Annotated in this window: 19 protein-coding genes; 10 read left to right on the top strand and 9 right to left on the bottom strand. The window is 63.3% G+C overall.

The genetic code is table 11. The features are described 5' to 3' along the window. Positions 1-35: 35 nt before the first annotated feature. Positions 36-884: a DUF4349 domain-containing protein gene (locus tag F1609_RS07845; RefSeq protein ID WP_167075917.1), complete on the top strand. Its 849-nt coding sequence runs from the start codon at positions 36-38 to the stop codon at positions 882-884. Here the strand turns inward: F1609_RS07845 and F1609_RS07840 are convergent. After that, positions 869-1,207 carry an antibiotic biosynthesis monooxygenase gene (locus F1609_RS07840; protein WP_167075916.1) on the bottom strand — a complete coding sequence of 113 codons (339 nt, stop codon included), beginning with the start codon at positions 1,205-1,207 and terminating at the stop codon, positions 869-871. The two genes, F1609_RS07845 and F1609_RS07840, sit on opposite strands and share 16 nt — an antisense overlap. An 83-nt stretch (positions 1,208-1,290) precedes the next feature. On the opposite strand from F1609_RS07840, the gene soxR reads away from it, so the two are divergent. Together soxR and F1609_RS07830 are read left to right on the top strand one after the other, a co-directional pair. After that, a complete protein-coding gene (gene soxR / locus F1609_RS07835; protein ID WP_370661602.1) occupies positions 1,291-1,782 on the top strand; it encodes a redox-sensitive transcriptional activator SoxR in 492 nt (163 codons plus the stop codon). Positions 1,783-2,065: 283 nt separating this feature from the next. Next, entirely contained in the window at positions 2,066-4,045 is a 1,980-nt protein-coding gene (locus F1609_RS07830) for an acyltransferase family protein (protein ID WP_167075915.1), read from the top strand. 30 nt (positions 4,046-4,075) lie between these two features. On the opposite strand, the gene F1609_RS07825 is transcribed toward F1609_RS07830, so the two are convergent. From F1609_RS07825 to F1609_RS07805, 5 genes are all read right to left on the bottom strand, one after another. Next, positions 4,076-5,299 carry an MFS transporter gene (locus tag F1609_RS07825; protein ID WP_167075914.1) on the bottom strand — a complete coding sequence of 408 codons (1,224 nt, stop codon included), beginning with the start codon at positions 5,297-5,299 and terminating at the stop codon, positions 4,076-4,078. 95 nt (positions 5,300-5,394) lie between these two features. Further along, complete coding sequence (locus tag F1609_RS07820) at positions 5,395-5,736, bottom strand: energy transducer TonB (protein ID WP_167075913.1); 342 nt, start codon at positions 5,734-5,736, stop codon at positions 5,395-5,397. 108 nt (positions 5,737-5,844) lie between these two features. Then, positions 5,845-7,593, bottom strand: coding sequence for a methyl-accepting chemotaxis protein (locus tag F1609_RS07815; RefSeq protein WP_229421711.1), 1,749 nt, complete (start codon positions 7,591-7,593; stop codon positions 5,845-5,847). Between the two features lie 462 nt (positions 7,594-8,055). After that, entirely contained in the window at positions 8,056-9,054 is a 999-nt protein-coding gene (gene dusA / locus F1609_RS07810; protein WP_267876774.1) for a tRNA dihydrouridine(20/20a) synthase DusA, read from the bottom strand. A 195-nt stretch (positions 9,055-9,249) separates the two neighbouring features. Further along, complete coding sequence (locus tag F1609_RS07805) at positions 9,250-10,374, bottom strand: acyltransferase family protein (RefSeq protein WP_167075911.1); 1,125 nt, start codon at positions 10,372-10,374, stop codon at positions 9,250-9,252. Positions 10,375-11,054: 680 nt separating this feature from the next. Here F1609_RS07805 and F1609_RS07800 point away from each other — a divergent pair. The 7 genes from F1609_RS07800 to F1609_RS07770 all read left to right on the top strand — a co-directional run bounded on the left by F1609_RS07800 (position 11,055) and on the right by F1609_RS07770 (position 18,253). Next, complete coding sequence (locus F1609_RS07800) at positions 11,055-11,915, top strand: flagellin N-terminal helical domain-containing protein (protein WP_167075910.1); 861 nt, start codon at positions 11,055-11,057, stop codon at positions 11,913-11,915. 228 nt (positions 11,916-12,143) lie between these two features. After that, entirely contained in the window at positions 12,144-13,001 is an 858-nt protein-coding gene (locus tag F1609_RS07795; RefSeq protein ID WP_167075909.1) for a flagellin N-terminal helical domain-containing protein, read from the top strand. A gap of 195 nt (positions 13,002-13,196) precedes the next feature. Beyond that, positions 13,197-14,057 carry a flagellin N-terminal helical domain-containing protein gene (locus F1609_RS07790; protein ID WP_167075908.1) on the top strand — a complete coding sequence of 287 codons (861 nt, stop codon included), beginning with the start codon at positions 13,197-13,199 and terminating at the stop codon, positions 14,055-14,057. 215 nt (positions 14,058-14,272) lie between these two features. Then, on the top strand, positions 14,273-15,127 hold the full coding sequence (locus F1609_RS07785; protein ID WP_167075907.1) for a flagellin N-terminal helical domain-containing protein: 855 nt from the start codon (positions 14,273-14,275) through the stop codon (positions 15,125-15,127). A 194-nt stretch (positions 15,128-15,321) separates the two neighbouring features. Further along, positions 15,322-16,176, top strand: a complete 855-nt coding sequence (locus F1609_RS07780) for a flagellin N-terminal helical domain-containing protein (RefSeq protein ID WP_167075906.1) — start codon at positions 15,322-15,324, stop codon at positions 16,174-16,176. A gap of 218 nt (positions 16,177-16,394) precedes the next feature. Continuing rightward, positions 16,395-17,255 (top strand): flagellin N-terminal helical domain-containing protein, encoded by an 861-nt coding sequence (locus F1609_RS07775; RefSeq protein WP_167075905.1) that lies wholly within the window; start codon positions 16,395-16,397, stop codon positions 17,253-17,255. A gap of 95 nt (positions 17,256-17,350) precedes the next feature. Beyond that, complete coding sequence (locus tag F1609_RS07770) at positions 17,351-18,253, top strand: flagellar hook-length control protein FliK (RefSeq protein ID WP_167075904.1); 903 nt, start codon at positions 17,351-17,353, stop codon at positions 18,251-18,253. Positions 18,254-18,259: 6 nt separating this feature from the next. Here F1609_RS07770 and F1609_RS07765 read toward each other — a convergent pair whose 3' ends face one another. The 3 genes from F1609_RS07765 to fliR are packed head-to-tail and all read right to left on the bottom strand — an operon-like array spanning position 18,260 to position 22,255. Beyond that, complete coding sequence (locus F1609_RS07765) at positions 18,260-20,347, bottom strand: flagellar biosynthesis protein FlhA (protein ID WP_167075903.1); 2,088 nt, start codon at positions 20,345-20,347, stop codon at positions 18,260-18,262. Then, positions 20,344-21,486, bottom strand: a complete 1,143-nt coding sequence (gene flhB, locus F1609_RS07760; protein ID WP_167075902.1) for a flagellar type III secretion system protein FlhB — start codon at positions 21,484-21,486, stop codon at positions 20,344-20,346. The genes F1609_RS07765 and flhB overlap by 4 nt, the downstream gene beginning before the upstream one ends. Next, positions 21,479-22,255 (bottom strand): flagellar biosynthetic protein FliR, encoded by a 777-nt coding sequence (fliR, locus tag F1609_RS07755; RefSeq protein ID WP_167075901.1) that lies wholly within the window; start codon positions 22,253-22,255, stop codon positions 21,479-21,481. Before fliR ends, flhB begins: the two co-directional genes overlap by 8 nt. Between the last annotated feature and the right edge of the window lie 3 nt (positions 22,256-22,258).

The following is a 22,258-nucleotide window of genomic DNA, read 5'->3' as shown; positions in this document are numbered from 1 at the left end:
GTTATTATTCCCTCAACATCCATTCACGGCCTCCCATGAAAATCCTGCCCGGTATCGCCCTCGCCCTCCTTCTGACCGCCTGTTCCGACAATGACTCCGGCGAAGGCATCGGCATGACTGGCCGCTCCTATTCCGCAGCCAGCGCGCCTGTTGCAGACGTGGTGTTGGAGCAAGAAGCCAAGCCAGTGCCACTGCGGCGCTACATTGCCATGCGTCACAGCCTGAAGTTGGAAGCGCCCGGAGCCGAGCTGCACAAGCACTTCGAGGCCATCCAGGCCGCCTGCATCAAGCTCGGCTGCATCGTGCTGGACGCCGACCAGTCGCAGGCGCGTCCGAACCAGGACGCCAGCGCCACCCTGACCGCGCGCATTCCGCCGCAAGCCTTCGACGCCTTTCTGAAAACCATGCTCGAGCACGGCAAACTGCTGCAGCACAAGCGCGACAGCGAAGACCTGACCGCCGAGGTCATCGACGTCGACGCCAAGATCGCCAACCTGACCGCCCTCAAAACCCGCATCCTCGACCTGCTGGCCAAAAAGACCGGCAACATGGAGGAAGTGCTGGCCGCCGAAGCCCAGCTGTCCAAGACCCAGGCCGACCTCGACAGCATCCTGGGCCAGCGCAAGGCACTCGCCAGCCAGACCGACATGACGCGGGTCGAACTGCACCTGGTCACCGAATCGCTGCACGCCGAAGAAAGCTGGCTGGCCCCGGTAGCGCAGGCGGCGACAAAATCCGGACATGTGCTCATGTCGAGCCTGGGCGTGATGATCACCGTGGTCGTTGCCTTGTTGCCGTGGTTGCTGATCGTGATCCCCCTGTTCCTGTGGCTGCGCAAACTGTATCGCGCACGCAAGGCCCGCCGCGCTCAAGCGGCAATATAAAACCCACGGTCCGAGCGCACCCCGAGGCGCTCGAGCACCTGGGCCGGCGCAATGCCCTGTTCGGCAAAACGCCGCTGCACGATTTCCTGGGCCACCGCCATCGCGCCGGCCGTCTTCCATTCGACCATGGTCACCACATTAAATTCCCCGGTGCCGCCAAATTGCGTCAATAAATGCTTCTGGCGCCAGCCGGGCAGGCGCTCGAACATGGCCTGAATCTCGCGCATCTGCTCCACGAAGGCCGGCAGCGAGGCCGCCGGCACCACGAATTTATCGACGCGAAATACCCCGTCCGACGGGTTCCTGGGCGTGTTCCTTGCCATCTGAAATTCTCCTTTAGAATAGTTGCCTGGGCAGCGAAAGCCAGTCTAAAACATCAAGTTAAGTTGAGGTCAAGGAGTCTTCAGTGGCAGATCAGCATCCGGTACGCGAAGCCCATCCGGCATTGACGGTGGGCGAAGTCGCGCGGCGCAGCGGGGTGGCCGTGTCGACCCTGCATTTCTACGAAAAGCGCGGGCTGATCACCAGCACCCGCAGCGGCGGCAACCAGCGCCGCTACGCGCGCGACGTGCTGCGCCGCATCGCTTTTATCCGCGTGGCGCAGCGCGTGGGCGTGAGCCTGGCCGAGATCGAAGCCGCCCTGGCCACCCTCGGCAGCGGCGCGCCCAGCCGCGACGACTGGATGCGCCTGTCGGCCGCCTGGCGTCACGATCTCGACCAGCGCATGGCGCAGCTGAAAAAACTGCGCGACACGCTCGACGATTGCATCGGCTGCGGCTGCCTGTCGCTGGAGCGCTGCTGGTTGCGCAATCCAGCGGACAAGCTGGCCACCAAGGGACCGGGGCCGCATCGGCTCTGGATCGGCCGGCCGGCGCGCGAGGAGGATGACGCCCCATAAGCGGACCGCAACACAGCGAAGCGTTGAGGCCGGACAGCTTGCCCCGAACGACGTGGAACCATGCGGCCCGCGCATGGTCGAATGGGTGTGCAGTGACATTTGTTACAACATTTGTATGCCCATGGCATTAAACAAATTACAACCACTGAAAGCGCATCCACTATAATGCGTGTGTTGTTGACATTGTTTTTTGTCCAATCATTCGCACCCGGAGGCTGTCATTCCACCCAATAATCCTAGCGCGCACGCGGGCGCGCTCGCCTACCGCCCAGACATCGATGGCATGCGCGCACTGGCGGTGATCGCCGTGATCGCCTTCCATGCGTGGCCGACCTGGTTTGCCGGCGGCTTTGTGGGCGTCGATATCTTCTTCGTCATCTCGGGTTTCCTGATCACCTCGATCCTCCTGTCGCAGCTGGAAAAAGGCACATTCAGCATCGCCGATTTCTACGTGCGCCGCATCCGCCGCATTTTCCCTGCCCTGACGGTCGTCATGCTCGCCACCCTCGCCTTCGGCTGGATGACCCTGCTGCAAGGCGAGTTCCAGCAGATCGGCAAGCACGCCGTGGCCGGCACCACGTTCGTGTCGAACCTGGTGCTGTGGAACGAGGCCGGCTACTTTGATAACGACGGCATCACCAAGCCCTTCCTGCACCTGTGGTCGCTCGGGGTCGAAGAACAGTTCTATATCCTGTGGCCGCTGATCCTGTGGCTGGTCTTCTCGCGCAAGCTGCGCTTTTTATGGGTCGCTTGTGTGATCTTCCTGATCTCGATGAGCGCCAACCTGGTGCTGGTGACCGACCATCCGGTGGCCGCCTTCTTTTCGCCGCTCACGCGCTTCTGGGAACTGATGGCCGGCGGCGTGGTCGCGTATCTGCAGCTACACCACGCGCAGCGCTTCACGCGGCATGGCACGGCGCTGTCGCTGGGCGGCGCGGTGCTGCTGGGGCTGGCATTCTGGCTGACCAACGAGCAGTCGCTGTTTCCCGGCTGGTGGGCCATGCTGCCGGTCGGCGGCGCCTGCCTGCTGATCCTGGCCGGCAAGGATGCCGTGCTCAACCGCCTGGTACTGGGACGGCGCCTGCCCGTGGCGATCGGACTGATCAGCTATCCCCTGTATCTGTGGCACTGGCCGCTGCTGTCCTACGGCCATATTATCTATGGCCAGAAGCCGCCGATGCTGGTCAAGGTGGCGCTGATCGTGGCCGGCTTCGTGCTCGCTTACCTCACCTATCGCCTGGTCGAAATCCCGCTGCGCGAACGGCGCGACCGCACGCGCGTGACCTGGGCGCTCGGTCTGGGCATGGTCGCCATCGCCGTGTTCGGCCTGGCGATCGGCACCAGCGTACTGCGCGAACGGATCGACACCCATGGCGCCGAGCCCTACCTGGCGGCCCTGAACGACAGCCAGTACCCCGGCCCGACCCTGGCGCCGCTGCGCTACGAGGGCGTGGTGTTCCAGAAAGCGGCCAGCCGCGGACCCGGCCTGACCGTGTTCCTGGGCGACTCCGTGATGCAGCAGTACGGCCCGCGCATCGAGCACGCGGTGGCGAGCGATCCGGCGCGCTTCAGCACGGTTATTTTCGCCACCGCCGGCGGCTGCCCGCCGATCGAACACACGGTGCGCCTGCCGCAGATCCGCTTTCCGCTGTGTCCCAAGACGGTCAAGGCGGCCTACGCGCTGGCCAACAGCGGCGCGGTCGATACGGTGGTGGTGGGCGCGGCCTGGTACGGCTACTTCAATGCCGGCCAGCACGAGCTGCTGGTCGACAAAAACGGCGTGCAGAAGGCCTTTCCCGCCGCCGACGCGCAAGAGCTGGCCTATGCATCGCTGCGCGAGAGCCTGGCCACCTTGCGCAAGAACGGCAAGCGCGTGTTCCTGGTGCTGCAGCCGCCGGCCGGCGCCGCCTACGATCCACAATCGATGTACACCGGCTCGCGTTTCGCCTCGATCGCCCCGCTGCCGAAGGTGCCCGGCTTCGACCTGGCCGATTTTCGCAAGCGCAACGCGGCGCCGCTGGCGCGCCTGACCGCGATTGCCGCCGAGACCGGGGCGATCGTCATCGAACCGGCCCAGTCCATGTGCAAGGACCAGCTGTGCCCGGTGCTCGACGAACACGGCGCGCCACTCTACACCGACAGCATCCACATGCGTCCGGACTACAGCCGGCGCGCCGCCAGCTTCCTCGATCAGACCATGCTGAACGGGTCGGCGGACGCCGGTGCGCAGTCGGCGGCACTGGTCAAGCGACCAGCGCTGTGACGGCAAGGGCGCAGTAGGCTGCGCCCTGGTTTACTCCTTGAGCGGCGCGCTCGCCACGGCCGGGCCCGCCATCTGCACGCGCCAGCCCATCAGGCGCCAGGCGGCCCAGGCCGACAAGAGCGCGCCCAGCAGCAGGATCAGGCGCGTATCGAACAGGGTCAGCACCGATCCGGCCAGCGCCATGACGATATTAGCCAGGCAGAACGTGGTCGACAGCAAGCCCATGACGGCGCCCTGCCCCAGCGCGCCGAAGCGCTCCGCGCACCAGCCCGGCACGATGGCGTTGTAGAACGCATTCGGAATCCCGAACAGCACGATCGCCGCCAGTCCCAGCCAGACATGCCCGAGCGCCACCGCCGCGATCGCCGTGGCGCAGGCGAATGCGCTCCAGGCAGCCCGTTGCAGCGGCGCGAAACGGCTCGGCCCGCCGGCGAACACGGCGGTCAGGGTCATCACCGCGCACAGGCCGGCCGTGACCCAGGCGATGCCGGGTGTGCCGTAGCCGGGAAACTCCACCAGCCACAAGGGATAGAATTCGTAGAAGGCGGTCACGCCGCAGGTATAGGCGAACTGGACGATGAACAGTTTGCGCAGGTCGGCGTGGCGCAGCAAGTGGAAGGCATGCTGGTGGCGCGCCACGTACCACCATGAGGTAGTGGCCAGCGACGGCGTCTCGCGCGGCAGCACCAGCGCCACCAGCAAGCTGGTCATGACCAGGGCGCCGGCGGCGATCCAGAACGGCACCGTGATGCCCCACGCCACGGTGGCGCCGGCCAGCAGCGGCCCGGCCAGCCAGCCCAGGTAAAAGGCCCCGTTCAGCCAGGACATGGCGCGCACGCGCAAGTCGCCCTCGAGGCGGTCGGCCAGCATCGCGCGCACCACCGCGCCGTTGCCTTCCAACAAACCGGTACCGAAACGCGCCACGATAAACAGCGGATACGATTCGAGCAGCAGCGCGGCCGCCGTGAGCATGTGGCCGAGGGCGGCGCCGATGGTGGTCAGCATCAGCAGCGGGCGGCGGCCGTAGCGGTCCGACAGCGGGCCGAGCAGGGTATTACCGATCAACAAGCCAAGCGGATTGATCATCAGCGCCAGGCCGAACAGCATTTTGGGCGGCAGTCCGAGAAAGGAATTGAGACCGTTGGCCGCGCCCGAGGCGAACAGCGGCGGCAGGATCGGATACGGCAGCGAGGCGCCGATAGTCGAAAACAGGCCCAGCAGGCAAGCGGCGGCAATGAGGAGTTTGATGTGCATGCGCGGGAACATACATGCGCACTAGCAATAGGTCAACCACTGGTGTCAGGTCTGACACCGCCGGGGACACCGGCGGGGCGTGAAGGTGGATCCGCTTAGTCGAGCTTCCAGGCGTAGTCGACCTTGGTCCAGGTCTGGGCCGGGGCGCCATCCTTGGTGCCGGGCTTGAACTTGCAGGCGCTGATCGATTTGATGGCGGCCTTGTCGAGATTCTTGAAGCCGCTGGTCTTTTCCAGCTTCGATTCGACCACCGAGCCGTCCGGGCTGACCAGGAAGGACATCGACACCGTACCTTGCTCCTCGTTCATCAGCGAGGCCTTGGGATACTCGGCCTTGCACTTGCCGGCGTCGAAACTGGCCGGCACTTCGGCCGCCGCAGCGGCGCCACACACCAGCAAGCCGGCAAACACACTGCTAAAACGCGTAGAGGTCAACATACAATTTCCCTAATGTAACGTTCAATCGCGCGTCTGTGTTACGTCGACGCTAACGCTGCGGCTGTTTACCGCACTGCCCGCCCCGTCCTTACCGGCCCGGAATGCGGATCAGAATTCTTCCCATTCGTCGTTGCTGGTGGTCGCGGCAGCCTTCTTCGGCTTGGCGGCGGCGCTAGCGGCGGGCGCCGGACGCTTTGCGGCCGGCTTGGCCACGCGCAGCGGCGCTGCCTTGACCGGACGCGCCGGCGCCGCCACCACCATGGCCGGCGACGCGGCAACATGCGCCTCTTCGCCTTCGATCAACTTGAAGATGCTGACCACGTGCGCCAGTTCGCTGGCCTGGTCTTGCAGGCTCTGCGCGGCGGCGGCGGCTTGTTCGACCAGCGCGGCGTTCTGCTGGGTCATGCTGTCCATCTCGATGATCGACATGTTCACTTGCTCGATGCCGGCGCTCTGTTCCTGGCTGGCGTTGGCGATCTCGCCCATGATGTCGGTGACGCGCTTGACGCTGGCAACGACTTCATCCATCGTCACGCCGGCCTGGCCGACCAGCTTGCTGCCGCGCTCGACCTTCTCGACCGAATCGCCGATCAGGGTCTTGATTTCTTTCGCCGCCGCCGCCGAACGCTGCGCCAGGTTGCGCACTTCGGAGGCCACGACCGCGAAACCGCGGCCCTGTTCGCCGGCACGGGCAGCTTCCACCGCCGCGTTCAACGCCAAAATATTGGTCTGGAAGGCAATGCCATCGATCACGCCGATGATGTCGACAATCTTGTTGGCCGAGGCGTTGATCGAGCCCATGGTGTCGACCACTTGCGAAACCACTTCGCCACCCTTGCGTGCCACGTCCGAGGCGCTGGCCGCGAGCTGGTTGGCTTCACGGGCGTTGTCGGCGTTCTGTTTCACGGTCGAGGTCAGTTCTTCCATGGCAGAGGCGGTTTTTTCCAGAGCGCTTGCTTGCATTTCGGTACGCGAGGACAGGTCGATATTTCCGGCCGCAATTTCACGCGAGGCGGTACCGATGGTTTCCGTGCCGCCGCGCACCTGGCCGACGATGTCTTTCAGGCTGTTGCGCATTTCGCGCACTTCCATCAGCAGGCTGCCCTTGTCGGCGTGGCTGGTATCGATATGCACCGACAGGTCGCCATGGGCGATGCTGCTGGCGATCTTGGCGGTGTAGTCGGGTTCGCCGCCGAGCTGCTTGAGCAGGCCGCGGGTGATGAAGACGGCAGCGATGCCGCCCAGCAGGATCGCCACGCCGCCGAGGATCAGCATGGTCAGGCGGGCCGCTTCGAAGCCGCTTTCGGCGTCTTTCTGGGCTGCGCTATTGAGCTTGTCTTCGAGGGCGGCGAGTTGTTCGAGCGCATCCATCCATTTTTTCTGGACCGGGCGGATTTCCTTGATCATGACGCGGGTGGCGTCTTCGGCCTTGTCGGCCATCCACAGTTCGGACGCCTTGGCCACGGCCGGCATCGCCAGCGCTTCATGTTCCTTGATCTGGGCCAGCAGGCTCTTTTCCTCGGGCGAGGCCGACCTGGCAAACTTGTCGCTCAGCTTCTTCTGGGCTTCGTCGTAGCGCGCGGTCTGTTCCTTGATGCGCTTCATTTCCGGTTCCATGTCGGCCGAATCGGTCATCAGGGTCAGGATGCGCAAGGACACGATGCGCTCGCTGACATTGGTGCGCATGTCGATCACCAGACGGGTGACCACGTTGTTGACGCCAACCACGTTATCCAGGCGCGTCTGGATCTGGGCCATGCTGATGATGCCGACGATCGTGACTGCGACCAGAAAAGACAGGACCAGGACAAATCCGAGACCTAAACGGGTGCCGACCTTCATGTTGGATAAATTCATTTCGCGTCTTTTCTATGGAACTATTGATCGAATTAGCTAGGGTAACCGCGGGTACTGTGGCGCTGCCTCTGAAGAAACGCGTGGCTATGTGCGCTTCATTTAGGATAAATCAAAACAGTGACTGCGCATGCAAAAAAGTTGATTTGAGAACGAATTGTTTCAACACAACAACAGTTTGAGTAGCGCTGGCGCTGATTGGAAAACAGGCAAGAGATGCACCGATTATAGAGGTATATTTTGCTCTAGAGCAAGCAAAAATGCGTTTGCGCAATTGAAATATAGTTTCTTTTTGGAACTATGCTGCGCGGGGAAAGAGACGAGCGCATGCCAAGTCAAGGCGAGTCATGCGGGGACCGAAGAAAGGAGGAAAACAGGGCGCGCGCACGGCGCCCGCATGCGCATCGTTCCGTGCGGGACGGAACGATGCTGCGATGCCGACTTGCGGCTAGGCCGCGCAGGCTCCTAGGCTGCGCGGCGCATGCCGGCCGCCGCTTCGAGCAGCAGATGCGGATCGGCCGCGGCCAGCCGTTTCGGGTCCGACATCACCTGGCGGAAACTGCGCGCCCCGCCCAGTCCGGCCATCAGGCCCAGCATGTGGCGCGTGATGCTGTTGAGCTTCAAGCCGCGTGCGGCGTGCAGGTCCAGCTGCGCCTGGATATACGGGATCATCGCCGCCAGCACTTGCTCGCGCGTCTTGACCTGCGCATGGTCGCCGTAAAAGCGCGCGTCGTACTCGGCCATGACGTAGGGATTGTGATACGCCTCGCGTCCCAGCATCACGCCATCGACGTGTTGCAAGTGCAGCGCGATCTCGTCGGACGTCTTGATGCCGCCGTTGATGATGATTTCCAGGTCAGGAAACTCGCGCTTGAGCTGGTACGCCACCTCATACTTAAGCGGCGGAATCTCGCGGTTTTCCTTGGGCGAGAGTCCCTTGAGGATCGCGTTGCGCGCATGCACGATAAAGGTGTTACAGCCGGCATCGGCAATCGTGCCGACGAAATCGCGCACGAAGCCGTATTCCTCGTTGCGGTCGATGCCGATGCGGTGCTTGACGGTGACGTCGATGGTGACGGCGTCGCGCATGGCTTTCACGCAATCGGCCACCAGTTGCGGTTCGGCCATGAGGCAAGCGCCGAACGCGCCCTTCTGCACCCGCTCCGACGGGCAGCCGCAGTTCAGGTTGATTTCGTCGTAGCCCCATTGCTGGCCCAGCCTGGCGCTGGTGGCCAGGTCGGCCGGATCGCTGCCGCCCAGTTGCAGGGCCACCGGATGCTCTTCATCGTTAAAGCGCAGGTGCCGTTCGACGTCGCCGTACACCAGCGCGCCGGTGGTCACCATCTCGGTGTAGAGCCAGGTGTGGCGGGTGATTTCGCGATGGAACTTGCGGCAATGGCGGTCGGTCCAGTCCATCATGGGGGCGACAGAAAGCTTCCTGCCCCGGTAATTCGTTGATTTCAAGTGCGTGTACCTGTGATGTCGGCCGTGCTGTGGCGCGGCTGCGGAAATGTCAATGATGTCGGTCATGCCAGCGGCGGGATGGGCGCGTGCGCGCCGGAATGCGGACGCGCAAGGTCCGCATGATCGCACCGGAAAGACGCATCATATCAAAGATGGCGCCGGGCGATCCCGGCGCCGCCGCTTTTGGCACCGCCTTTACAACGCCGGCGCCAGCCCCGCTCTGGCGTGTTGCGATGGATACCATCTCGCCCGCAGCTGCATGAACGGCGTCTCGACCACGCGGAACAGCAGCCAGCCGGCGCCGATCCCGGCGGCGAACATCAGCAGCACGGTCAGCGGCGCGCCGGTGTCGATCTTCAGGCGGCGCAGGTGCGGCGCGGCCACCATGAACAGCGGCTTGTGGACCAGGTAAATCGCGTACGACCACAGCGCCAGCGAGGTCGCACCCGGGATCCGCAGGCGGCCCAGCAGCGAATCCGGGCTGAGCGCGGCCAGCACCAGCAGCGCATAGCTCATCGCGACCAGCGAAAAGCCGAAGGTGGTGGCCAGCATCGGACCGGGCAAGTCATGCTGCACGCCATATAACGTGGCAGTGACCGCGGCCAGTCCCGCCGCCAGCAGCAGATTGCCGTGCCGCAGGATGCGCTGGTACAGCGCGCCGTGGAAATTGCGCAGCAAGGCAATCGCCACGCCCGGCAGCAGCGCATCGAAGCGGCACAGGGTCGCGTAATACAGTTGCTCCGAAAACGAATCGTACTCGTGCAGCAGAAAGCCGCTGGCGCGCGCGGCCATGCCGCCGGCGATGGCAGCAACAATGACGCACCAGGCCAGCGTCAAAGGACGCGGCAAGCGCCGCAGCGCCAGCACCACCAACGGCAGCGCCAGATAAAATTGTTCTTCGATACACAGCGACCACGAGTGCGTGAAGGTCTGGCCGTAGCCCAGTCCACTATTTTGCGTGAAGGTCAGAAAGCGCCAGAGCGGCGCGGTGCTGGAGCCGCCCAGCAAATCCGGCAACAGGAAATACACGGCCAGCACCACGTAATAGTTCGGCAAGGTGCGCAGCAGGCGCTTGGCGAAGAAGGTCTTCAGGGAAAAATCTTCCTTGCGCGCCAGCGCGGACAGGATCTGGTTCCCGATCAGATAGCCGCTGAGCACAAAAAACAGGTCCACGCCGGCCCAGCCGACCTTCCCCAGCTCGCCGAACGTCGCTGCCCCGCTGACAAAACCGCAATAATGCGACATCAAGACAAGGATGATGGCGGCAGCGCGCAAGGTGTCGAGGCCGCTGGCACGGATCGGGTCGTTTTTTTGGGTCATGTGTTCGGTGGGGATGAGCTTGATCGGGCGGGGCGCTGTGGGCGCTCCAGCGAGATCGTACATGAGGCCGCCCTGGATGGGGAAAAAGACACGGCGTACCGGCGTCGAAGCGGGCCTTCACTGCGGCGGCGGCAGCGTCAGGCAATGCCCGCCTGCGCTTCCCGGGACCGGCGCATCGTCGGCTGCGCCGGGCGTGCCTTGAAGCTTGCCTGCGCTACCGTTTCGCAGTCGGGCAAGGAGACCGCCCCGCCCTCCCAAGCCGACATGGTCCCGCTCGCCATCCATATATGGAAGTCATGCGTGCCAGGCCGCGACGGCCTTGGGCATGGGCGGAAGCGGCTGGGCGATGGCACACGCGATCGTGCATGGCAGACTGGCAAGTAAAACGGCTAATCGGGGCAGGTGCGGTGCATGGTGGGTCCCGGCTGATGAAAAAACAACCATCTTGCGCGTGCCCGGCAGCGCGGATTTATCGGCCCTTGAGCGTAGCCTGCAATGGCTAAGTGATTGATTAAAAACGAAAATAATGTATTTTGCGATTATTTTTTTTGGCCACACAAAAATAATCCAATTTATTTCCGTACGGCACTTAACGACTTTGGCGAAACAGTCGTCTTGTACTTGGGAGAGCGCGAAGCACGCGACTCCGACGTTCCCACCCCCTACACTGGAGTTCGATCATGCTGAGCCTTCACACTAACAACGCTGCCCTGTCCGCACAAAATTCAATCAACCGCACCCAGGGTTCGCTGTCGACCTCGATGACCCGCCTGTCGACCGGCTACCGCATCAATTCGTCGATGGACGACGCCGCCGGCCTGCAGATCGCCACCCGCCTGAAAGCCCAGACCAGCGGCATGGCCGTTGCCATGCGCAACACCCAGAACTCGACCTCGATGCTGCAAACCGCTGAAGGCGCGCTCGACGAAGTAAGCAACATGCTGGTGCGCATGAAGGACCTGGCCACGCAAGCGGCCGATGCTTCCTCGACCGGCGCCGACAAGACCGCCATGCAGTCGGAATACGATGCCCTGGGTACCGAACTGTACAACGTGATGAACAACACCACCTTCGGCGGCGCCAAGCTGCTGACCGGCGGCACCATCGCCGCGTCCATGACGTTCCAGATCGGTTCGAGCACCAGCGAAAAAATGACCGTCGACATGTCGGCCAGCATGACCACCCTGAATGCCGACGTCCTCGCCACCACCGCCAACTACGTCGCCGTGCCTGCGGGCGGCACCGAACTGACCGGCGTCGGCACCGCCTCGACCTCGATCGACAAGCTCTCGACCGCGATCGCGTCGATCGGCACCGTGCGTTCGGCCCTGGGCGCCTCGGCCAACCGCCTGGAACACGTCTATAACAACTTGTCGAACATCAGCACCAACAGCAAGGCCGCCACCGGCCGCATCATGGACGTCGACTTCGCCAGCGAAAGCTCGAAAATGACCACCAGCCAGATGCTGCTGCAAGCCGGCACCGCCATGCTCAAGCAGAGCAACAGCATGTCCTCGATGGTCATGTCGCTGCTGCAGTAAACTGCAATCAGTACTGAACCCGGCCGCAAGCCGGGTCCTGCGAAAGCCAGCCGTCCACCCGGCTGGTTTTTTTTCGTCCGTACGCGCCGTGCCGTGATCGGTTTGTCAATCATAAAAAATATTTCCACAAGGCATTTAATGATATGAATCAAAGTGTCGCCTTGTATTGATGAGAGCGCGAAACCAGCGACTCCGACAACCACAAACTAAACACCCAGGAGTTTGACCATGCTGAGCCTTCACACCAACAACGCCGCTCTGTCCGCACAGAATTCGATCAACCGCACCCAGGGTTCGCTGTCGACCTCGATGACCCGCCTGTCGACCGGCTACCGCATCAATTCATCGATGGACGATGCCGCCGGCCTGCAAATCGCCACCCGCCTGAAAGCCCAGACCAGCGGCATGGCCGTTGCCATGCGCAACACCCAGAACTCGACCTCGATGCTGCAAACGGCTGAAGGCGCGCTCGATGAAGTAAGCAACATGCTGGTACGCATGAAGGACCTGGCCACCCAGGCGGCCGATGCCTCCTCGACCGGCGCCGACAAGACCGCCATGCAGTCGGAATACGACGCCCTCGGCACCGAAATGAACAACGTGCTCAACAACACCTCCTTCGGCGGCGCCAAGCTGCTCGTCGGCGGCACCATCGCCTCGTCCATGACGTTCCAGATCGGTTCGAGCACCAGCGAAAAAATGACGGTCGATATGTCGACCAGCATGGGCACCCTGGTCACCGACGTGACCGCCACCACCGCCAACTACGCGGCCCCGAACACGCTCGGCACCGAACTGACCGGCGGCGGCGCATCGGCCACCATCGACAAGCTGTCGACCGCGATCGCGTCGATCGGCGCGGTCCGTTCGTCGCTGGGCGCCTCGGCCAACCGCCTGGAACACGTCTACAACAACCTGTCGAATATCAGCACCAACAGCAAGGCCGCCACCGGCCGCATCATGGACGTCGACTTCGCCAGCGAAAGCTCGAAAATGACCACCAACCAGATGCTGCTGCAAGCCGGTACCGCCATGCTGAAACAGAGCAATAGCATGTCCTCGATGGTCATGTCGCTGTTGCAATAATCACCAGCATCCCGGCCGCCAGCCGGGTCCTACAAGGCCAGCCGTCTACCCGGCTGGCTTTTTTTTTCGCCTACACCTAATATATTTCCATGTGGCACTTAATGATCTGGATCAAAGTGTCGCCTTGTAGTGGTGAGAGCGCGAAACCAGCGCGGTTCCGAAAAGTTTCCACCCCCAACACCCAGGAGTTTGACCATGCTGAGCCTTCACACCAACAACGCCGCCCTGTCCGCACAGAATTCGATCAACCGCACACAAGGTTCGCTGTCGACCTCGATGACCCGCCTGTCGACCGGCTACCGCATCAATTCGTCGATGGACGACGCCGCCGGCCTGCAGATCGCGACCCGCCTGAAAGCCCAGACCAGCGGCATGGCCGTTGCCATGCGCAACACCCAGAACTCGACCTCGATGCTGCAAACCGCTGAAGGCGCGCTCGACGAAGTGAGCAACATGCTGGTACGCATGAAAGATCTGGCCACGCAAGCAGCCGATGCCTCCTCGACCGCCGCCGACAAAACCGCCATGCAGTCCGAATACGACGCACTCGGTACCGAGCTGAACAATGTTCTGACCAATACGTCCTTCGGCGGCGCCAAGCTGCTCGTCGGCGGCACCATCGCCTCGGCCATGACGTTCCAGATCGGTTCGAGCACCAGCGAAAAAATGACGGTCGATATGTCGACCAGCATGGGCACCCTGGTCACCGACGTGACCGCCACCACCGCCAACTACGCCGCCCCGAACACGGTCGGCACCGAACTGACCGCCGCCGGCACCGCCTCGACCACGATCGACAAGCTCTCGACCGCGATCGCCTCGATCGGCACCGTGCGTTCGTCGCTGGGCGCCTCGGCCAACCGCCTGGAACACGTCTACAACAACCTGTCGAACATCAGCACCAACAGCAAGGCCGCCACCGGCCGCATCATGGACGTCGACTTCGCCAGCGAAAGCTCGAAGATGACCACCAACCAGATGCTGCTGCAAGCCGGCACCGCCATGCTCAAGCAGAGCAACAGCATGTCCTCGATGGTCATGTCGCTGCTGCAGTAATCAGCAGCATGCCCGGCTGCAAGCCGGGTCCCCGAAAGGCCAGCCGTCCACCCGGCTGGCTTTTTTTTCGTCGTGCCCGCCACGGGTTTGACAATGCTCAAGGTTTGCCGTAAGGCACTTAATGGTCCGGATCGAGGTGTCGCCTTGCATGGATAAGGACGCGACAACAGCGCGACTCCGACTCCCCACCCACCACAGTTACCAGGACCTTGACCATGCTGAGCCTTCACACCAACAACGCCGCCCTGTCCGCACAAAACTCGATCAACCGCACCCAGGGTTCGCTGTCGACCTCGATGACCCGCCTGTCGACCGGCTACCGCATCAATTCGTCGATGGACGACGCCGCCGGCCTGCAGATCGCCACCCGTCTGAAAGCCCAGACCAGCGGCATGGCCGTGGCCATGCGCAACACCCAGAATTCGACCTCGATGCTGCAAACGGCCGAAGGCGCGCTCGACGAAGTGAGCAACATGGTGGTGCGCATGAAAGACCTGGCCACCCAGGCCGCCGATGCGTCCTCCACCGCCGCCGACAAGACCGCCATGCAGTCGGAATACGACGCGCTCGGCAAGGAACTGAGCAATGTGATGAACAACACCACTTTCGGCGGCGCCAAGCTGCTCGTCGGCGGCACCATCGCCGGCCCGATGACCTTCCAGATCGGTTCAAGCACCAGCGAAAAAATGACGGTCAATCTGAACGCCGACATGACCGCCCTGAACGACGCCATCGACGACACCACCGCCACCTACACCGCCCCAGGCGCCACGGGCACCGAACTGACCCTCACCGCCAACGCCAGCATCGACCTGCTCTCGACCGCACTGGCGTCGATCGGCACCGTGCGCTCGGCCCTGGGCGCCTCGGCCAACCGCCTCGAACACGTCTACAACAACCTGTCGAACATCAGCACCAACAGCAAGGCCGCCACCGGCCGCATCATGGATGTCGACTTCGCCGCCGAAAGCTCGAAGATGACCACCAGCCAGATGCTGCTGCAAGCCGGCACCGCCATGCTGAAACAGAGCAACAGCATGTCCTCGATGGTCATGTCGCTGTTGCAATAATCATCAGCATCCCGGCTGCCAGCCGGGTCGCCGCAGGCCAGCCGATCATCCGGCTGGCTTTTTTTTCGCCTAAATAAAATTTATTTCCATGTGGCACTTAATGATCTGGATCAAAGTGTCGCCTTGTATTCATGAGAGCGCGAAACCAGCGCGGCTCCGAGAAGCACCCACCACTAAACACCAGGAGTTTGACCATGCTGAGCCTTCACACCAACAACGCCGCCCTGTCCGCGCAAAACTCGATCAACCGCACCCAAGGTTCGCTGTCGACTTCGATGACCCGCCTGTCGACCGGCTACCGCATCAATTCGTCGATGGACGACGCCGCCGGCCTGCAGATCGCCACCCGCCTGAAAGCCCAGACCAGCGGCATGGCCGTGGCGATGCGCAACACCCAGAATTCGACCTCGATGCTGCAAACGGCCGAAGGCGCGCTCGACGAAGTGAGCAACATGGTGGTGCGCATGAAAGACCTGGCCACCCAGGCAGCCGATGCGTCCTCGACCACGGCCGACAAGACCGCCATGCAGTCGGAATACGACGCGCTCGGTAAAGAACTGAGCAACGTGATGACCAACACCACCTTCGGCGGCGCCAAGCTGCTGGTCGGCGGCACCATCGCCTCGTCCATGACGTTCCAGATCGGTTCGAGCACCAGCGAAAAAATGACGGTCAACCTGGGCACCGACATGACCGCCCTGAACACCGCCATCGGCGCCACCAGCGGCACCTACACCGTGCCGGGCACCCCGGGCACCGAACTGACCGCCACCGCCAACGCCAGCATCGACCTGCTCTCGACCGCACTGGCCTCGATCGGCACCGTGCGTTCGGCCCTGGGCGCCTCGGCCAACCGCCTGGAACACGTCTACAACAACCTGTCGAACATCAGCACCAACAGCAAGGCCGCCACCGGCCGCATCATGGACGTCGACTTCGCCAGCGAAAGCTCGAAGATGACCACCAACCAGATGCTGCTGCAAGCCGGCACCGCCATGCTCAAGCAGAGCAACAGCATGTCCTCGATGGTCATGTCGCTGCTGCAATAATCCTGTCAGCAAGGATGCCCGGCCGCTTGCGCCGGGCGCCGTTCCAGCCAGCCCTCACCGGCTGGCTTTTTTTATGCCCGGAATTTATGCTCGGAAAATAGTTCGCTTAATTTCCATATGGCACTTAACGCGGCCGGTAAAACGGTCGTCTTGTCATGGTAAGAGCGCGAGACACTGCGGCTCCGAAAGTCCCTCCCCCTACCCCAGGAGTTTTGACCATGTTGAGTCTGCACACGAACAACGCCGCACTGTCCGCACAAAATTCGATCAACCGCACCCAGGGCTCGCTGTCGACCTCGATGACCCGCCTGTCGACCGGCTACCGCATCAATTCGTCGATGGACGACGCCGCCGGCCTGCAGATCGCCACCCGCCTGAAAGCCCAGACCAGCGGCATGGCCGTGGCCATGCGCAACACCCAGAACTCGACCTCGATGCTGCAAACGGCTGAAGGCGCGCTCGATGAAGTGAGCAACATGCTGGTGCGCATGAAGGACCTGGCCACGCAAGCGGCCGATGCCTCCTCCACCGCGGCCGACAAGACCGCGATGCAGTCGGAATACGACGCCCTCGGCACCGAACTGTACAACGTGATGAACAACACCACCTTCGGCGGCGCCAAGCTGCTCGCCGGCGGCACCATCGCCTCGTCCATGACGTTCCAGATCGGTTCGAGCACCAGCGAAAAAATGGTCGTCGACATGTCGGCCAGCATGACCACCCTGGGCACCGACGTGCTCGCCACCACCGCCAATTACGCCGCCGTGGCCGTCACCGGCACCGAACTGACCGCCGCCGGCACCGCCTCGACCTCGATCGACAAGCTCTCGACCGCAATCGCCTCGATCGGCACCGTGCGTTCGGCCCTGGGCGCCTCGGCCAACCGCCTCGAACACGTCTACAACAACCTGTCGAACATCAGCACCAACAGCAAGGCCGCCACCGGCCGCATCATGGACGTCGACTTCGCCAGCGAAAGCTCGAAAATGACCACCAGCCAGATGCTGCTGCAAGCCGGCACCGCCATGCTAAAACAGAGCAACAGCATGTCCTCGATGGTCATGTCGCTGCTGCAATAATCACCGGCTGGGCCAGCGGCGCGCCGCGCCGGCACCGACCGAGCCAGCCGGCCCACCGGCTGGCTCTTTTTTTATCCTGAACCTGCGTGAACGCCATGTCTACCATTCCTTCGCAGCCGCTCGGCGCGCCGATTGCCCCGCTGGCACCGCTGTCGCTGTTGCCGGCGCCGGCCTCGGCCGTGGCCGTGGCGGCCCTGCCGCTGCCGGAGGCGCAGACGGTGACGCCCTCGCCCGCCTCAGGCGGCGGCCTGCCCGCCAACCTGAGCGAAAGCGCCTCCATGCGCAGCGACCAGGTATTCATGGCGCGCCAGCTGGCCTGGCCGGTGCTCGACGGCGCCGCCCTGGCCAGCGCCTGGCGCGGCATGGTGCGCACCTACGCGGCCCAGCTGGCCACCTTGCAGGAGCAGGGACGCGCCCAGTTCATGCCGGGCAATCTGTTGATGTCGGGCGTGCAGCAAGCCATGCAGGCCAGCACGGTGCAGCAGCAAGCGACCTTGTTGTGGCATCCGGAAGCGTGGCGTTTCGTGCTGCCGGGCGCGGGCGGCCAGCAACTGGCGCTGCGCCTGCTGACCGGGCTGCCCGATCCGCCGCCCAGCCGGCGCCAGCGCGCCAAGGCGGCGCTGCGGCTGGACGTGGTGCTGTCCGACGGCAGCCATGCCACGGTGCAGCTGGAATTGCTCGATGGGGTGATGATGGAACTGGCGGCCGAGCATCCGCGCGCGGTGGCGCTGCTGCGCCATTCCTTGCCGGCGCTCAAGCAGGCGATCGAAACGGCCGGTTTGCGCCTGGCGCGCGCCAGCGTCAGGCACGGCATCTGGCCGGGCAAACCCTTGCAGCAGTATTCGTCCCAGGTCAGCGCCGCCCTGCCCCCGTCCCTGTTCCGGGCCATGGCCGAAGTGGCGCTGCTGCTGGCCAAGACCACCAGGACGGAAGCGGCGACCACGGTGCGGTATACCGAAAGGCCGTTGCCGGGGATGATGCCGTATGGCGAGCCCTAGCGCGGCTTATCCCACGGTGCCGACGATGCTCACATCGCGGTTCTCGGGAATCTCGTTGTAAGAAAGCACGTGCAGCCCCGGTGCGAACAGGCGCGCGTACCTGGCCAGCAGCGGCCTGATCTGCGGCAGCACCAGCAGCAGCGGCGCACTTTGCTGCTGCTTCATCTGCTCGCGCGCCACCGGCATGTTCAACTGTAATTGCGAGAGCAACTGCGGATCGATCGGGAAATTATCCAGCGCCACCTTGCCGCCCTGGCGCGCCTGGTTCAGCGACCCCAGCAACATATTCTCCAGCTCGCCCGACAGATTGAACGCCGGCATTTCCTTCTTCTTGCCGAACAAGGCCGTCACGATCTGGCGCCGCAGCGCGCAGCGCACTTCGGCCGCCAGCAGGATCGGGTCCTTGGTGGTTTCCGAACTGTCGAGCAAGGTGGTGCCGATCACCACGATATCCTTGAGCGAGACATTTTCGGCCAGCAACACGCGGAACACGCGCAGCAGCTGGGTGTGCGTCATCGCCTTGTCCAGCGCCGAGGCCAGCTTGGGCGAGAGCGCCGTCATCCGTTCCAGGATCGCCGCCACATCTTCATGGCGGAACAGGTCCGGCAGGTAATCGCGCACCACCTTGGAGCAATGGGTGGCGATCGCGCTCGGCACCTCGACCACCTGGTAGCCGAGCCCGAGCGCATGGGCCTTCTCGCTCGGGGCGATCCAGGTAATCGCCATGCCGTAGGCCGGTTCGATCCCCGGAATGCCGTCGAGCTGGCCGTACACCGAGGGCGAGGCAATCGCCATCAGGCATTCCGGCACCACTTCGGCCTCGGCCACCACGGTGCCGCTGAGCATGATCGAGTACTGGGTCGGGCGCAGCGACAGGTCGTCGCGCACATTGATTGGCGGCAGCAGCAAGCCCATCGCTTCCGACAGGCTCTGGCGCACGCCCTTGATGCGCTTGGTCAGCGGTTCGCCCTGGGCGGCATCGACCAGTCCGACCAGTTTGTAGCCGACCGCCACCGTCAGCGCCTGCACCGCCGGCAGGTGCTGCCATTCGAGCTCGGGGGCGCGCTCGTCGCGCAGGGCCGCTTCGATTGCCGCCACCCCGGCCTGGTCGGGCGCCTTGACCATGCGCGCCAGGCGCCAGCCCACGTAGCCGAGCACCACCGCAAAGATACCGAACATCAGCCATGGCATGCCCGGCACCATGGCCAGCACCAGCATCATGCCCGAGGCGCTGTAGAGCACCGCCGGGGACGCCAGCAGCTGCCCGCCGACCTGTTGTTCGAAGTCGCCCGCATCGCTGATCCGGGTCACCAGAATGGCGGCCGCGGCCGACAGCAGCAGCGCCGGGATCTGCGCCACCAGGCCGTCGCCGATGGTCAGCAGCGCGTACAGGCGGAAGGCGTCGCCGAAGGACAGGTCGTGCATCAGCGCGCCAATCGCCACGCCGCCCACCATGTTGATGATCAAAATCAGAATACTGGCGACCGCGTCGCCGCGCACGAACTTCGAGGCGCCGTCCATGGCGCCGTAGAAGTCGGCTTCGGCGGCCACGTCGCGGCGCCGCACCTGGGCTTTTTCCTGGTTGATCAGGCCGGCATTGAGGTCGGCGTCGATCGCCATCTGCTTGCCCGGCAGCGCGTCCAGGGTAAACCGCGCCGACACTTCGGAAATGCGTTCCGCGCCCTTGGTCACCACCGCGAAGTTAATGATCATCAAAATGATGAAGACCACGAAGCCGACCACGAAATTGCCGCCGATAACCACATTGGCGAAGGCTTCGATCACTTTACCGGCCGCGTCGCTGCCCGTGTGGCCGTGCAGCAGCACCACCCGGGTCGAGGCCACGTTCAGGGTCAGCCTGAGCATGGTGGTGCCGAGAATCACGCTCGGGAACACCGAGAAGTCGAGCGGCCGCTTGGCCGAGACCGACACCAGGATGACGATCATGGCCAGCACGATGTTGAAGGTAAACAGTACGTCGAGCAAGACCGGCGGCAGCGGCAGGATGATCATCGACAAGATGACCAGCAAGAACACCGGGGTGGCGAATTTATGCCGCTTTAACTCGGTCAGCAGGCTGTTCAAAAAACTCATGTGGCGGGAACCTCACTCAGATGAGATGGCACGACCACCTCGTTGGGGAAACGTGGCGGCGCAGTGCGCCGGCCGGCACGAAAAGCGTTCAGTTGCAGCACATAGTTGAGCACCTGCGACACGGCCTGGTACAGCTGGGCCGGAATTTGCTGCTGGACCTGGCTGGTATTGTAGATCGCGCGCGCCAGCGGCGGCAGCTCCAGGGTCTCGATATTGTGCTGTTTTGCAATCTGGCGGATGAACAGGGCCATCTCGTCGACTCCCTTGGCCACCACGAAGGGCGCTTCGGCGCGGCTGGCCTCGTACTTGAGCGCGACCGCATAGTGTTCCGGATTGACAATGACGACGTCGGCCGTGGGCACGGTCTTGCTCACGCTGCGCCGTGCCATCTGCTGCTGCAACTGGCGGATGCGCTGGCGCACTTCGGGCTTGCCTTCGCTGCTCTTGTGTTCTTCCTTCTGGTCGTGCTTGCTCATGCGCTGGTTGCGCGCGAACAGGAAAGCCTGCACCGGCACGTCGAGCACGGCGAACATGACGAACACCATGCACATCGCCATCAGGGCGTCGAGCATCATCCCGGCGCCGGCCGGCAGCGCTGTGCTGAGCGGCATTTTTTGCAATTCGACAAAGGCGTTCATGCCCGAGCGGCTCACGTGCACCAGCACCCAGCCGAGCACGACGGCCTTGCCGACCGAGGTCGCCACGCCGATGCCGTGCTTGGCGGTAAACAGGTTGCCCAGGTTTTTCATGGGCGAGAGGCGGTCCATCTTGGGCGCCATGTTCTTGGTGCTGATCACCCAGCCGCCCGGAATCAGGGACGAGAGCACCACCGCGAACGGCACGCCCAGGAGCGGCAGCACCATGGTGATCAAGAGCCACATGGAACTGGTGAAAATGGTCGAGCTCAGGTTTTCGATGGCGCCGTCGGCCCCGAGCGGAATGAAGACCAGCGCGAACAGGCTGCGGAAGGACTCCAGGTAGCTCGGCAGCATCATGGAAAACACTTTCAGGCTGACCAGGATGCCGATCGCGGTGGCCAGGTCGCGCGAACGCACCACCTGCCCTTCTTCACGGGCCTTGCGCAGCTTTTGCTGCGAGGCCTTTTCGGTCTTGTCGCCACCGCTCGCGTCGTCAGCCATGGGCCGCCTTCATCTGTTGGTCGATCAGTTCAAGGATCTGGTTGCTCATCGCAATATAGTGTTCGGGAATGAAGCGCACGATCTGGATCAGCATCATCAGGCCGAACAGGGTGGTCAGCGAAAAGCCCAGCGAAAACAGGTTCAGCGACGGCGCCACCCGGTTCAAGAGGCCAAAGCCGAGCTGCACCACCAGGGTGGAAAACACGATCGGCAGCGCCAGCAGCATGGCGGCCGAAAAAATCCAGGCCGCCTTCAGCGCCACCGTGCCCAGCAGCATCGGGGCGTAGCTTGCGCCCACCGGCCAGGCCTTGAAGCTCGTCGCCAGCACGCCGGTCAGCACCAGGTGCCCGTCGATGGCGAAAAACACGATGATCGCCAGCAAGGACAGCATGCCCGAGACCACGTCCGAGGCCGTGCCGTTGACCGGATCGTTCATCTGGGCCATCGAAAAACCGATCTGGCTCGACACCAGGTAACCGAGCACATTAATGATCGACATCGAAAAATGCATCGCCAGCCCCAGCACGCCGCCGATCACGGCTTGTTCGAGGGTGGTGGCGATGCCCATCACCGAAAACGGATCGACCACCGCGTTGCCCGGGCTGAACGGCAGCATGATGAAGGCCAGCACCAGCGCCAGCAGCACGCGCACCGGCAGCGGCACCAGGATGTCGCCCACCACGGGCGCCGCGCTCAGCAAGGCCAGGTTGCGCACGAACGGCCACCACAGGGCGTTCAGGAACGGCAACAGGTAGCCGGCCAGCTCCATGCT

The organism is Massilia aquatica, from assembly GCF_011682045.1.
Taxonomy (GTDB): domain Bacteria; phylum Pseudomonadota; class Gammaproteobacteria; order Burkholderiales; family Burkholderiaceae_D; genus Telluria_A; species Telluria_A aquatica.
Note: the sequence above shows the minus strand (reverse complement) of the source record. Positions and strands in the feature narration are given on the sequence as shown.

Excerpts from the sequence above, each read along its gene's own strand:
- F1609_RS07845 (WP_167075917.1), top strand. The coding sequence starts at position 36 with ATGAAAATCCTGCCCGGTATCGCCCTCGCCCTCCTTCTGACCGCCTGT.
- F1609_RS07840 (WP_167075916.1), bottom strand. The coding sequence starts at position 1,207 with ATGGCAAGGAACACGCCCAGGAACCCGTCGGACGGGGTATTTCGCGTC.
- F1609_RS07830 (WP_167075915.1), top strand. The coding sequence starts at position 2,066 with ATGCGCGCACTGGCGGTGATCGCCGTGATCGCCTTCCATGCGTGGCCG.
- F1609_RS07825 (WP_167075914.1), bottom strand. The coding sequence starts at position 5,299 with ATGCACATCAAACTCCTCATTGCCGCCGCTTGCCTGCTGGGCCTGTTT.
- F1609_RS07820 (WP_167075913.1), bottom strand. The coding sequence starts at position 5,736 with ATGTTGACCTCTACGCGTTTTAGCAGTGTGTTTGCCGGCTTGCTGGTG.
- F1609_RS07815 (WP_229421711.1), bottom strand. The coding sequence starts at position 7,593 with ATGAATTTATCCAACATGAAGGTCGGCACCCGTTTAGGTCTCGGATTT.
- F1609_RS07805 (WP_167075911.1), bottom strand. The coding sequence starts at position 10,374 with ATGACCCAAAAAAACGACCCGATCCGTGCCAGCGGCCTCGACACCTTG.
- F1609_RS07800 (WP_167075910.1), top strand. The coding sequence starts at position 11,055 with ATGCTGAGCCTTCACACTAACAACGCTGCCCTGTCCGCACAAAATTCA.
- F1609_RS07795 (WP_167075909.1), top strand. The coding sequence starts at position 12,144 with ATGCTGAGCCTTCACACCAACAACGCCGCTCTGTCCGCACAGAATTCG.
- F1609_RS07790 (WP_167075908.1), top strand. The coding sequence starts at position 13,197 with ATGCTGAGCCTTCACACCAACAACGCCGCCCTGTCCGCACAGAATTCG.
- F1609_RS07785 (WP_167075907.1), top strand. The coding sequence starts at position 14,273 with ATGCTGAGCCTTCACACCAACAACGCCGCCCTGTCCGCACAAAACTCG.
- F1609_RS07780 (WP_167075906.1), top strand. The coding sequence starts at position 15,322 with ATGCTGAGCCTTCACACCAACAACGCCGCCCTGTCCGCGCAAAACTCG.
- F1609_RS07775 (WP_167075905.1), top strand. The coding sequence starts at position 16,395 with ATGTTGAGTCTGCACACGAACAACGCCGCACTGTCCGCACAAAATTCG.
- F1609_RS07770 (WP_167075904.1), top strand. The coding sequence starts at position 17,351 with ATGTCTACCATTCCTTCGCAGCCGCTCGGCGCGCCGATTGCCCCGCTG.
- F1609_RS07765 (WP_167075903.1), bottom strand. The coding sequence starts at position 20,347 with ATGAGTTTTTTGAACAGCCTGCTGACCGAGTTAAAGCGGCATAAATTC.
- flhB (WP_167075902.1), bottom strand. The coding sequence starts at position 21,486 with ATGGCTGACGACGCGAGCGGTGGCGACAAGACCGAAAAGGCCTCGCAG.
- fliR (WP_167075901.1), bottom strand. The coding sequence starts at position 22,255 with ATGGAGCTGGCCGGCTACCTGTTGCCGTTCCTGAACGCCCTGTGGTGG.